Raw genomic sequence first — 11863 nt, 5'->3', positions numbered from 1 at the left:
TCGAGGAGCGCCGCCACGTACGCGGCGCCGGTGGTCGTGGAGTTGGTGGGCTGGTCGGTGTGCGCAGAGCTGGTCATGGTGTCCTCCTGGACCGAAGCGGAGAGCTGGCAGGCCGCGCGGGGAGGGGTGGCGCCGTGGTGGCGCCGCCCCTTCTGGGGGTCAGCCGCGGTTGGCGTGGGCCGCGGCGAGGCTCATCGCCCGCAGGCCCTGGGCTTCCATCTCGTAGGCCGCGTCGGCGTTGGTGATCAGCTGTGCGGCGGAGGTGACCGCGTGCAGGACCCCGCCGGCGGTGCGGTCCCCACCGGAGATGAAGTGGTTGAAGATCGTGTCCTGCTGCTCGCCGGTGAACCGCAGCGCCTTGGCCACGTGCTCCAGGGTCTCGGTCGGCGTGGTGACCTCGACCCCGGCGGCGGCGGTGATCTCGGCGATCCGGGCCTTCACGAACTCGCGGTCCAGGAACGTCGCGACCGCGTCGCGGGCCTGCTTGATGACCAAATCCAGCGCGACCCGCGCGGTGTCCTCGGACCAGCGGATCTGCCCCTCGGGCAGGCGCCCGCCCAGGTGGACCTCCTTGAGCACGTGCTCGGTCAGCGTCATCCCGTTGTTGCAGATCTCCACGGTGAGCTGCGGGGAGATCTTGAAGCTGCCGTTGCCGGTCTCGGAGTTGGAGATGACGAACCCGGCCCAGACCAGCGGGTTGTCCGCGCCCCGGGCCCCGGAGAACGGGCTGGTGTAGTTGGCCAGCAGGTCCGGGGCGTACTCGGCGATCTCGGAGGAGCGGACCTTGACATACATCCGGGTCTCGGTCAGATCCGCGGAGGTGATGTCGACCTGCGCGCCGGCCTGCCGGATGCCGTCGAGCGCGGACATCAACACGTCGAGGTTGTCCACGATGCGGAACTGATCCGACAGCAGCGCCCGCATCACCCCGCTCTCCCCCTCCCCGGCGGCCAGGCCGGGGACGAGGAACCGGCGCTGCGGGTCGTGGGCGAGCCAGCCGTTGACGTTGGCGTCGTAGAGGCCCAGGTGGTTTTCCCTCACCCGGCGCAGGTACGGCGGCGGGATGTCGAGCTTCTTCGCGATCTGGTTGTCCGCGGCGGTGGTGGGCAGCAGCCGGGCGTCGGTGCGGGTGACCCCGTCCAGGGTGAGCTCGTGGGCGGCGCCGGCCACGAGCACCCGCCCATCGGCGGCGTGCAGGTTGGCCGCGGCGGTGACGACGTCGAGCTTCGCGGCGTGCTGCCCGCGCAGCACCTCCACCAGGTCGGCGAGGGTGGCGTGGCGGGCGGTGAGCTGCGGGATCGTGGGCTGGGACATGAGCGCTCCTGTAGGGAGTCGAGGCGCCCCGGGACCGCGAGGGGATCGGTTCCGGGGTGGCCCCACCGCTGTGGTGAGGCGTGACTCGCCCGCGCCCCGGGCGCCGGCGCGGGCCCGCGCTCGCCCGACCGGCGTGAGATCACTCCGCCGAACCGCACCCGAGCTCCGCGACCGCAGCGGTGATCTCACCCCTGTCGGGCCGGGCAGGCGGGGCATCGACCGGGAAGCCGCGGCCGGGGTGCAGAGTCACCACGCCCTCACCCAGGCGGAGGCGCGCCCGGTCCGCTCGCCGCGGAACAACCCGTGCGGCGGATCCAGGTGGGTCAACGGCCCTTGCCGGTGTGCCCTCCACGGCCGCCTGCGCGGCCTGATGGCCCCGGGGCGGGAGGTCTACCGCAGGATCGTGATCGTTCTGTGGCTGGTGACCGGCGTCGGGCTCGCCTAACGGGTCCCGTTCGGCGAGGTGATCGGCCTCTTCACCGGCTGACCGCCAGCTGATCCGCTGCAACGCGCCCGGTTCGACCTTACGGTCGGCCGGGCGCGTTCGTGTGCGGGCATCCGCGTAAGCGCGAACTGCGGGACGGTCGAGTCCGTCGAGGAGATCTGCTCTCAGGCGGGTTCGCCAGGGTGGTCGTTCACGTTCTCGGTGACCGGGGGAGGGGCGATGACGAACTTCTCGACCACGGTGTCGGGCTCGTTGATCACCTGTCCGTCGGACCGGACCCACTCGTTGCGCAGGTAGTGGAGGGCCCTGTCCTCGCTGATCTTCGCGTCGAGCATCCGCTGCAGGCGCGGCTGCTCCTTCTCGGTGGTTTCCTCAGGCACCCGGCGACGGTAAGGCCGTGTCCGACAGTTCCGCCGCGGACACGCGCCGACGTGGCCAGGGCTACGAGGACAAGGGGGCCCGCCGCAGCGGGCCCCCTTCGTGGGTGCGGGGCTGCGCGCGGGTGTTTCATGGACACATGCCTTTGAACGGTGAGTACGAACCGAGTCCCGCGCAGTGGGTCCGCGACCAGGTCGAGGAGTACGAGAGCTCCGGCGGCACGAAGGGCACCACGATGGGTGGGAGGCCCGTGATCATCTTGACGACGGTGGGGGCGAAGTCGGGCAAGCTTCGTAAGTCTCCGCTCATGCGCGTCGAGCACGACGGTTCCTACGCGGTCGTCGCGTCGCTGGGCGGGGCTCCGAGGAACCCGACCTGGTACAACAACGTCGCGGCCGACCCGCACGTCGAGCTGCAGGACGGCCCGGAGCGTCGCGACTACGTGGCCCGCGAGGTCACCGGTGGGGAAAAGGCCACCTGGTGGGAGCGCGCCGTCGCCGCCTACCCCGACTACGCCGACTACCAGCGCAAGACCGACCGGCAAATCCCGGTCTTCGTCCTCGAGCCCACCGCCTGAGACGAGGCGGGCACCGCGCCGCCCAGCGGCGTGTGGAAACCTCGGGGCGTCGAGTTCCGGGACCGAAGCTCGGGCTGGAACTCAGGTCTGCGGGGCCACTGCAGCAAGCTGCACGCGAGGACGCGGAGGACTGGGCAGTGGAGTATGGCTTCCCGTCATACGACGAGCCCGTTGACGACGACTCGCCCTTCTAGCTGGTAACTCGGTCGTGGCAGGCACGTACCCTCGCAACCGTGGAGTTCGTGCGAGGGACCTGCTGCGGGCGCGAGTGGGTCGGTGCCGATCGGGCACACTGTTGCGCCCGGGTTGGTTTCGCCGGCTGCGGTGAGGTATTCGATGACGCTGACCTCTTCGATGCTCACCGGCTTAGCGGCGTCTGTGCCGACCCTCGCCAGCTGGGCCTGGTCCAGACGAAGAACGGCATCTGGCTCCGTGCACTGGAGACCATGCGCGCTAGCTGAGACTCGGATTGCTATGACAAAGATGGCCGCAAATGTCTTCGCTCCGCTGGAGCCACCCGCATTCCGGGGGGCGGCTCAGGAGTTCTTCCGGTATCGGGTACCCCAGGTCGCACTGCGCACCGTGTCGGTCGACTCCAGGCCGGATCCGAGGGCCCCGCCGATGGTGGCCAGCGAGGAGACCAGCCAGGCGAGCCGGAAGTAGTCGGCGAAGCTCACCGGCCGTCCGATCGCGCTGGAGAACACCTGCGGGACCACCACGAACCAGCCGGTCAGGAAATTTCCGGCGAGCAGCACCACGTATGACACCAGAAGGCCGATCGCGAGAGTCAGCAGCGTCGCTGCGTTGTAGAGACGGATCCGACGGCGCTCCCGCGGGTCGGGGCGCCTCGGGTGCTGCCACAGTCCGTGGTTCAACAACAGCCAGCTCATGATCGCGGCGAGGGAGACCGCCGTGGCGATCCACAGCCGGATCGTGCTCATGGCCCCGCTGACCTGCCAGACCGGGCTGGACACCAGTCCGAAGGCCGCGGTGGCCAGGGCCGCGGCCAGCGCACCACGCAACCCGAGCACCAGCCGCCACGGCCGGTTCACCCGCACCATCCCCGCCAGCATCTGCAGCTGTCCGGCCGAACTGGTCAGCCGCAGGTCGATGTCATCGTCGTCGGGCTCGACCCGATGCAGGCTCGGCACCCGATCCTCGAGTCGCTGCAGGGGCTCGTCGGCGGTATCTCCGGCCGCCCATTCGAGGATCAGCCCGGCGACGATGTCGCGGGCCTGTTCCGCCGGGCGTAGCACCTTCAACGCGGGAACGCCGAGCACCGCCACTGCCTCGTCCCGGCTCAGTTCGGCCACGAGGGGCCGGCCGTCCTTGTGCACCGGCAGGTCGGTCAGGACGATCGCGAAGTCCCAGCCTTCCCGCCTGCGGCGCTCGGCGGTCAGGTCGATCAGCCGCTCCCCGCGGGCGTCCCCGCGGCGCCGCAGCGTCTCTGAGACCACGGTGAACGTGTAGCGCATCCCGTCCCGCGGCTGGTCGGCCAGCGTGTTCGGCAGCTCCTCGGCGAGCTGCTCCGCGATCTCGGTAGGAAGCCCGGGATCGGCCAGTAGCCCGACGACCACGGTCCGCTCCTGGCGGTCCTCAACTTCCCAGCGGATCGGCCTGCCAAGCGTCTTCTCCAGTGCCATTGCCGCCCCCTCGGGTCCGGTCGGTCGGCCTCATCACCCGGTGCGGTGCACGCCGGGGGCCGACTCGCCCGGCGACGAGGCCAACCTCGGCCGATGAGCAAGTCTCTATCCTGGACCCCGAGGAACGGAGCAACGGCGCCGGATTCATTCGGGCCGGCCCGGCGAGCGATCGTCGGCTGGCAGGCGGAAGCCTGGGCCCAAGCACCCGGCCGAGGCACTACCGTCTGACGCTATCGGATATCCGATAATCAGCATTGTGACAGCCAGGCGCAGCGAGTCGCCTGGATGAACCGGACGGTCAGCGGCAGCCCGCGGTGGGTTGTCCCCATCTCGCGGCTACCTGCTGGTCGCGCTGGGTCAGCTGCCACCGGCGGTGATCTGCTGGGCCAGGTAGAGGAGGCTGAGGAACGTGACGATTGCGGTGATGCCCCAGCCGGCGACCCGCAGCGGGCCGCTCACAGCTCGGTCACCCATCAGTCTCCGGTCGCTCGTCACGAGCATCAGTGCAGTCAGACCGATGGGCGTGGCGACCCCGGCGACGATGCTGGCCAGGAACAGCAGCCGGATCGGCGAGATCCCGATTGCGCTGAGCAGGACCGCCAGCACGGTCGATGCCGTGATCACACCGTAGAACGCGGGTGCGTTCCTGATCGGCTCCGACAGCCCCCTACGCACGTCCAGCTGCCCGCCCACCACGTAGCCTGTCGTGATCATCAGCACCGGCACGGCGATCAGCGCGGATCCCAGCAGCCCCACCCCGAACACGGAACTTGCATACGAGCCCGCGACGGGTGCCAGCGCCTGAGCCGCGTCCTCGGCGGTGTCGACCGGTCGGTGCTGCACGCCGAGCGTGGCACCGGTGGCTATCAGGATGAACCAGATGATCGCCACGGAGAAGAACGTGCCGACGATGGCGTCGAGCTGCCGGGTCTTCCGCAGCCCTTCGCTGGGCTGTTCCTCGGCGATCTGCACCGTCTGCCACACGTACACGTACCCGGTAATGGCGGTGCCCAGCATCGCCACCGCACCAGTGACGTACTCCCTGTTCATCGAGAAATGGGGGATGAAGGTGTCCCGGAGCACCCGGCTCCAGTAGGGATGGGCGAGTACCGCCGCGATCGGATAGGCGAGCAGGACCAACAGCACGTACTTCAGCACTCGTTCGACCTCGTCGTAGGTACCCCACAACACCAACGCCAGCGCCGCACCGCCGAAGAGGACCAGGAACCAGTTGCTCTCCCGATGGAACAGCAAACCCAGTGCTGCTGCGCCGGCGTGGATGTCTGCGGCGAGGGTGAGGACGTTGACGCCCACGATCGATCCAAGCAGGACCCATTGTGGAACAGGCCCGTACCGGTCCTTGACGGCCTCCTGCAGATTACGTCCGGTAATGGCTCCGACGCGCGTGGCGATGACCAGCACGATGGCCAGTATGGGGAACAGCAGCCAGGCCAGCCACGACAACGCGTAGATCGTGGTGGCACCGACGACCGCCATCGTGGCCACGGTCGTCGGATCGATGTCTGCGGCCCCGGCTACCAGCCCAGGGCCCAGGGTCCTCAGGGTGGCGACGGCACGACGCGGGCCATGCGCGACGGCGTTTCCTCTCCGTTCCGGCCCGGTGCCCTGCTGCTCCTTCCCTTTCTGCATCTCGCTACGCCTCTGTCTCCTGGACCGACGACAGTAACGAGGCCCCTGGTACCCGCGTTCGCCGGCGTCAAACGAGGAGTTCCTCACCGGGGGACGTCACGTGGCCTGGTCGCCGGCGGCCACCGCCGGTGGTGCCTCAGGACGACATCGCCGAGGTCGCCCAGGCGCTCACCAGGACGCAGACGAAAAGCCCGCAGAGCCATGTACGGGTTTCGCGAGCTTTGACCGCTTGTCCTGCACGGACGTAACAGATCAGTCACTCGTGACGAGTCGACCTGCGCGACCCGGGTCTCCGTCCCTGGAACACGTGCGGCAAGCCGTGCACATCTGCCCCGGTCAAGCGCTCTCGCTGAGCGAGAACTGAGCGCAGCAACGTGACATCCCAGCGACAACCCGCACGGGCCGGCTCATGCCGGGACCGGACCGGCTGGCGCGATCGCCGGTTCCATAGCTGTAGCCGTATCGGGCCTCGGCGGTGCTCCGGGATCCTCGGCGGGGTCCCGGAGCACCACCCGGCTCGCTCAGGCGGCGATGTCGAGGGTCGGCTGGTAGCGGCGCAGCCAGGCGTCGAGCTGCAGCACGTTCTCGATCTTCGCGCGAGCCGACTCGAGGCTCCGGGAGCCGACCTCCTGCTCGGTCAGCGCCCGTGCGGTCTCCCGGTTGATGAGCGGCAGGACCGGCGAGTCCTCGGCCACCAGCAGCTTGGCGAGCTGGTCGCGCAGCATCCGCTCGTAACCGGGGTCCTGGGTGGACGGGTACGGGCTCTTGACCCGCTCGACGATCGACTTCGGGAGCACATCGCGGGTCGCGGCCCGCAGCAGGCTCTTCTCCCGGCCGTCGAACGTCTTGAGCGCCCACGGGGTGTTGAACACGTACTGCACCAGACGGTGGTCGCAGAACGGCACCCGGACCTCGAGCCCGCTGGCCATGCTCATCCGGTCCTTGCGGTCGAGCAGGATCTGCACGAACCGGGTGAGGTGCAGGTAGCAGACCTCCCGCATCCGGCGCTCCTGCGCCGAGACACCGCCGACGTGCGGCACCTCCGCGAGCGCGTCGCGGTAGGAGGCGTCTCGGTACCCGGGCAGGTCCAGCTTCTGCAGCAGGCCCGGCTCGAACAGGCTGCCGCTCTCGTCGAGCGGGCTGCGACCCGGCACCGCCATCCACGGGAAGGTGTCGGCATTGACCGCCTGCGGGTCGTGGAACCAGCGGTACCCGCCGAAGACCTCATCGGCCGACTCGCCCGACAGGGCCACCGTAGAACGACCCCGGATCGCCTTGAACAGCAGATACAGGGAGGTATCCATGTCCCCGATGCTCACCGGCAGGTCCCGGGCCCGGAGCACCGCGGCCCGGGCGTCGGGGTCCATCAGGTCGTCGTTGGACAGGGTGATGTCGCTGTGGTTCGCGCCGACGTGTTCGGCGAGCTCACGGACGTACGGGCCGTCCGGGGTATCACGCATCGGGTCGGCGCTGAAGTTCTCCTCGTAGCCGACGAACCCGACCGAGAACGAGCGCACCGGCCCGGCGCCGGCGGCGGCGAGCTTCTGCGCGGCCAGCGCGGTCACGGCGCTGGAGTCCAGGCCCCCGGAGAGCAGCGAGCACAGCGGCACATCGGAGATCAGCTGGCGGGAGACGATGTCGTCGAGCAGCTCACGGACGTGAGCCACCGTGGTGTCCCGGTCGTCGGTGTGCTCGATGGCCTCCAGCTTCCAGTAACGCCGGATGGTGAGGCCATCGCGGTTCACCCGGACCAGCGAACCCGGGCGGACCTCGTGCATGCCCTTGTAGATCCCGTGGCCAGGGGTCTTCACGTGGGCGAGCAGTTCGCGCAGGCCGTCGGTGTCGAGCGTGGCTGGCGCCGACGGATGGGCCAGGATCGCCTTGGGCTCGGAGCCGAACAGCACGCCGTCGGGGGTCGGGTAGTAGTACAGCGGCTTGACGCCCATGCGGTCCCGGACCAGGAACAGCTCCTCGCGCCGGGCATCCCACAGCGCGAACGCGAACATGCCGTTGAGGCGATCGACGACGTCCTCGCCCCACTCGAGGTAGCCGTGCAGCACCACCTCGGTGTCACTGTCGGTCCGGAACGTGTGGCCGCGCCCCTGCAGCTCGGCGCGCAGTTCGGTGAAGTTGTAGACCTCGCCGCTGTAGACGATCGTCGCCAGCGTCTCGCCGTTCTCCTCAACGGTCATCGGCTGCCGTCCGCCGGGCACGTCAATGATCGCCAGCCGGCGGTGGCCGAGCGCGGCGTGCCGGCTCGTCCACAGCCCCTGGTCGTCCGGGCCCCGGCAGGCCATGGTGTCGACCATCGGCTGCACGCGAGTCCGCTCGCGCTCGAGGTCGCCCCGGAAGTCGCACTGTCCTGCGATGCCACACATAGCGTTTGCCTCCCCCGTGTCGCCCGGTTACACACCGGCAACTAGCGGTCACCTGCCTGTGACATCTCGACCGTACGACCATCTCGTTAGCTATCGCAACCAATCGAGAGGACCGATCGAGGCCCACGGCGGCGGAGGGGGCGTTTCGGCTGATGGAGGGAGCGCCTCGACTCGAGAGATCATCGGTGACGATCATTACGGGACCGAACAGGCCTCAGACGCGAGTCCACCGAGACTGGTCTCCGGACCGGCCCTGGCCAAGATCGACAGAGACCGGTACTCGGTGCGCGCCGTCGCACGTTCCGGGCCGAAGAAGCACCGCCCGACCTCGAGGTCTTCTCGGTCGTCCCCCGATACGATCCGGGAGGAACGGCGCAGCGCCCGCCGCACGTCCGCGGTCGCGAGAGGCCGCCGGCGTGCCCCCGCCGGTAATCTGTCAACCGACGAGGGCGTTCCTGCACCGCGCCAACCCGTGGATCTGTCGTCCTGCGTGGCGTGCTGGTGTTACGGGGCAACTATCGACACTGAGCCTTTGCCAACCTGACGGACGGGCTGGTCAGCGGGTGTTCGGCGTGGCGTGCCCACGAACAGGTGAAGCTCCTGGTAGACGGGCGATTGCTGAGATCAAACCGGCCAACCAGGAGCTTCACGTGCTGTCCTACCCGTCCGGGATGACCGTGTCCAGCCGCGCGCTGAACCTGCTCACCGACGCCCTGCGCGCGCACCGCAACCAGCGAGCGACCCGCTGGCGCAAACTCTCCGCCGGCCGCCAAGCCCTGCTCGTGGTGGCCTACCTACGCAAGGGCGAGACCTACGCCGACCTGGCCCGCGGGTTCAAGATCGGCACCTCGACGGTCTACCGATACCTGCGCGAGGCGCTCGCGCTGCTCGCCGCGATGGCACCCACCCTGGCCCAAACGATCGAGGTCGCCCGCCGGAACGCGTTCGTGATCGGCGACGGCACCCTGCTGCGGATCGACCGGGTCGCCATGGCCTCGGGCCGGGACCGGGGGTTCTACTCCGGCAAACACAAGGCCCACGGCCTGGATGTGCAGGTCATCGCCGACCCGATCGGCCGGCTGGTGCGGATCTCGCCGCCCCTGCCCGGCGCCCGACACGACATAGGCGCCGCCCGCGAGCACGGCATCATCGACGCGATCACCGGCGCCGACATCCCCGCGGTCGCCGACACCGCCTACCAAGGCGCCGGCCCGACGGTGGCGGTTCCGCAGCGGCGGCGGCTTTCCCGGGTGCAGAAGGAGGTCAACGCCGCCCACGCCCGCCGGCGCGGCCCAGGTGAGCGGGTCAACGCCGAACTGAAGAACTGGCGCATCCTGCGCAAGATCCGTTCCTGCCCGAGCCGCGCCGCCGAACTCGTCGCCGCAGTTCAAACCCTCATGATCGCCAGCGCATGATCAGGTTGGCAAAGGCTCAGTGCAACAGCCGGGTTAGGCGACTACCGGTGAGATTGGAAGATTTCGCAGGCCGCGGATGAAGAAGTTCTTCGTGTCACGCACGGCTGCGTCCGGGTTCCAGGAGAAGCCGGAGTAGTGCTCGAGGAGCTTTTCTAGCACAACCGTGGCTTCAAGCGTTGCGAGGTTTGCGCCCAGGCAGCGGTGAATACCGTGGCCGAAGGCTAAATGCCCGAGGCTCCCGGTGGTGTCTCGAGTGATGTCGAAGTGCTCGGGACGATCGGAGAACTTAGACTCGTCGTGGTTAGCCGAGCCGAAGGACAACAGGCAGACTGCCCCCTTCGGCAGGGTGACGCCTGACAACTCGACATCGTGCAGGACCAGACGGGGCATGTGGAGCCCTGAGCCATCATAGCGGAGGGCCTCTTGTACTGCGTTCGGAATGAGTTCGCGATTCGTCCGTAGCATCTGGTACTGCTCCGGATGCCGCAGGAACGTGAGCAGCATGTTCGAAATGAACTTTTGTGTACTCTCCGTTCCGGCCGCGTTGAGCAACTGCAGCATCTTGCGCACTTCAATCTCGGTCAGCTTGTCGCCTGCGTCCGAGGCCGCCACTAGTGCGGAGACGAGGTCGTCCCCGGGCTCGGCGCGACGTTGATCGATGAGATCGCAGAGAAAGGTGCCGTAGTCCTGTTGCGATTTCTTCATTCGAGCTACCCACTCGGAATCGAGCGGTTCACCAGACGCAATCGTCGAGGCAATCTCTGACTCCACGTCCGTGAATGCCTTACACTGCGCATGTAGCGATTCAGGCACTCCCATCAACGTGAAGAAGGTCTTCACGGGAAGCGGCTGAGCGATCTCCTGCACGAAGTCGAACTCGCTCAGCGGGCTGACCCGTTCAATAGCTTCGTCTACATACTCAGCGATTGAGCTACGCAGTGCAGCAATGGACTTCGGGGTGAAGGCGGAGGCCATCAGCCGGCGCAGCCGCGTGTGTTCGGGCGGATCGGAGCTCAGCATCATGACACCGTCATGATCCGGGATCGGGTTATACTCGCCCGAAAACGTGTCCGAGATGATGGTGGAGCTAAACACTTCGGGGTTACGCAGGGCGAACACGTTGTCGTCATATCGGCTCAGGACCCACAGGCCTGCGCCTCCGACGTTGTGTACTGGCGATTCTCGACGCAAGACTTCATAGAAGGGATAGGGATCTTCGATGACATCAGGTGCGAACGGGCTGAAGTCGACTGTCTGGCTAGTCATGAAACCTCCTTGGGTGGGTCCTGCAAACTTAACGGGCCTGGGAATGTGAGATGCCGCGGATTTGACCCAACTGCCCGAGCGCGCCGCGCTGTGCGTCCGCTGAGCCTGCGGTCAATGCGCCGCCGTGCACTCATGGAGTCCCGGTCCCCCTCAGCGAGCGGGAGTTGCCGCGTGCTGGTCCCCGGCGCGGGGAAGCCGTTCGGCGAAAGCGGAATGGGTGCCGAACATACGGTGGCCGTAGACGAGCGGGGCAACCTCGACTGGAGTGGCTTGCGTGACTACGCCGAGCAGCAGCAGGTGATCGCCGCCACGGACTTCCTGCGCCAACTCGCATACCATCCAGCCGGCCGCCCCCGGCAGCCGCGGGAGGCCTTGATCGAGGTGCCATTCCGCAGCGGAAAACCGATCAGCGCTACGGCGAGCGAAGAGCATCGCCAAGTTGTCTTGGTCCTGGCTGAGGACGTTGACCCCGAATCTGCGCGTCGCGAGCACACTCGCTAGGAGGCTCGAGCGCTTGTCCAGTGCGATGCTCACCATTGGTGGATCCAGGGACAGGGAGGCAAAGGCGCTGACTGTCGTTCCGTGCGGCTGGCTATCTCGGTACGTGGTCACGATCGTGACGGGGGAGCAGACGCCCGCCATCAGATCACGGAACTGTCGTTCGAATACTGTCATGTTGTGTCACGCCGACTCGGGTTGGTGTGCGCCGGTCATGGTGGCGGCGACGTCTTGGGGGATTTGTAACGATGGGGGTGGGGGCGGGCCCCAGTCGAACAGCGCTCGTGCGCCTTCGAAGA

General features: G+C 67.9%; 9 protein-coding genes. 2 read left to right on the top strand and 7 right to left on the bottom strand.

Annotated elements, in window-relative coordinates; all coding sequences use genetic code 11:
• Positions 1-159: 159 nt before the first annotated feature.
• The gene (locus JWP64_RS23365) at positions 160-1314 is read right to left on the bottom strand and encodes a DUF932 domain-containing protein (RefSeq protein ID WP_297500940.1); all 1155 of its coding nucleotides are present in this window, start codon (positions 1312-1314) and stop codon (positions 160-162) included.
• 609 nt (positions 1315-1923) lie between these two features.
• On the bottom strand, positions 1924-2139 hold the full coding sequence (locus JWP64_RS23360) for a hypothetical protein (protein ID WP_297500939.1): 216 nt from the start codon (positions 2137-2139) through the stop codon (positions 1924-1926).
• Positions 2140-2276: 137 nt separating this feature from the next.
• Between JWP64_RS23360 and JWP64_RS23355 the strand changes: the two genes are divergently transcribed.
• Entirely contained in the window at positions 2277-2714 is a 438-nt protein-coding gene (locus JWP64_RS23355; RefSeq protein ID WP_297500936.1) for a nitroreductase family deazaflavin-dependent oxidoreductase, read from the top strand.
• A gap of 536 nt (positions 2715-3250) precedes the next feature.
• On the opposite strand, the gene JWP64_RS23350 is transcribed toward JWP64_RS23355, so the two are convergent.
• The 3 genes from JWP64_RS23350 to asnB all read right to left on the bottom strand — a co-directional run bounded on the left by JWP64_RS23350 (position 3251) and on the right by asnB (position 8385).
• Complete coding sequence (locus tag JWP64_RS23350; RefSeq protein ID WP_297500933.1) at positions 3251-4357, bottom strand: hypothetical protein; 1107 nt, start codon at positions 4355-4357, stop codon at positions 3251-3253.
• Between the two features lie 357 nt (positions 4358-4714).
• On the bottom strand, positions 4715-5854 hold the full coding sequence (locus JWP64_RS23345; protein ID WP_297500929.1) for a divalent metal cation transporter: 1140 nt from the start codon (positions 5852-5854) through the stop codon (positions 4715-4717).
• Positions 5855-6528: 674 nt separating this feature from the next.
• Positions 6529-8385 carry an asparagine synthase (glutamine-hydrolyzing) gene (gene asnB / locus JWP64_RS23340; protein ID WP_297500925.1) on the bottom strand — a complete coding sequence of 619 codons (1857 nt, stop codon included), beginning with the start codon at positions 8383-8385 and terminating at the stop codon, positions 6529-6531.
• 650 nt (positions 8386-9035) lie between these two features.
• On the opposite strand from asnB, the gene JWP64_RS23335 reads away from it, so the two are divergent.
• A complete protein-coding gene (locus JWP64_RS23335; protein ID WP_297500946.1) occupies positions 9036-9800 on the top strand; it encodes a transposase family protein in 765 nt (254 codons plus the stop codon).
• A 33-nt stretch (positions 9801-9833) separates the two neighbouring features.
• Here the strand turns inward: JWP64_RS23335 and JWP64_RS23330 are convergent, their stop codons facing one another.
• Together JWP64_RS23330 and JWP64_RS23325 are read right to left on the bottom strand one after the other, a co-directional pair.
• On the bottom strand, positions 9834-11066 hold the full coding sequence (locus JWP64_RS23330; RefSeq protein ID WP_297500922.1) for a cytochrome P450: 1233 nt from the start codon (positions 11064-11066) through the stop codon (positions 9834-9836).
• A gap of 150 nt (positions 11067-11216) precedes the next feature.
• Positions 11217-11708, bottom strand: a complete 492-nt coding sequence (locus JWP64_RS23325) for a flavin reductase family protein (protein ID WP_297500943.1) — start codon at positions 11706-11708, stop codon at positions 11217-11219.
• Between the last annotated feature and the right edge of the window lie 155 nt (positions 11709-11863).

This window comes from Pseudonocardia sp. (assembly GCF_025465255.1).
Taxonomy (GTDB): Bacteria; Actinomycetota; Actinomycetes; order Mycobacteriales; family Pseudonocardiaceae; genus Pseudonocardia.
Note: the sequence above shows the minus strand (reverse complement) of the source record. Positions and strands in the feature narration are given on the sequence as shown.

Excerpts from the sequence above, each read along its gene's own strand:
- asnB (WP_297500925.1), bottom strand. The coding sequence starts at position 8,385 with ATGTGTGGCATCGCAGGACAGTGCGACTTCCGGGGCGACCTCGAGCGC.
- JWP64_RS23325 (WP_297500943.1), bottom strand. The coding sequence starts at position 11,708 with ATGGCGGGCGTCTGCTCCCCCGTCACGATCGTGACCACGTACCGAGAT.
- JWP64_RS23350 (WP_297500933.1), bottom strand. The coding sequence starts at position 4,357 with ATGGCACTGGAGAAGACGCTTGGCAGGCCGATCCGCTGGGAAGTTGAG.
- JWP64_RS23365 (WP_297500940.1), bottom strand. The coding sequence starts at position 1,314 with ATGTCCCAGCCCACGATCCCGCAGCTCACCGCCCGCCACGCCACCCTC.
- JWP64_RS23345 (WP_297500929.1), bottom strand. The coding sequence starts at position 5,854 with ATGGCGGTCGTCGGTGCCACCACGATCTACGCGTTGTCGTGGCTGGCC.
- JWP64_RS23355 (WP_297500936.1), top strand. The coding sequence starts at position 2,277 with ATGCCTTTGAACGGTGAGTACGAACCGAGTCCCGCGCAGTGGGTCCGC.
- JWP64_RS23330 (WP_297500922.1), bottom strand. The coding sequence starts at position 11,066 with ATGACTAGCCAGACAGTCGACTTCAGCCCGTTCGCACCTGATGTCATC.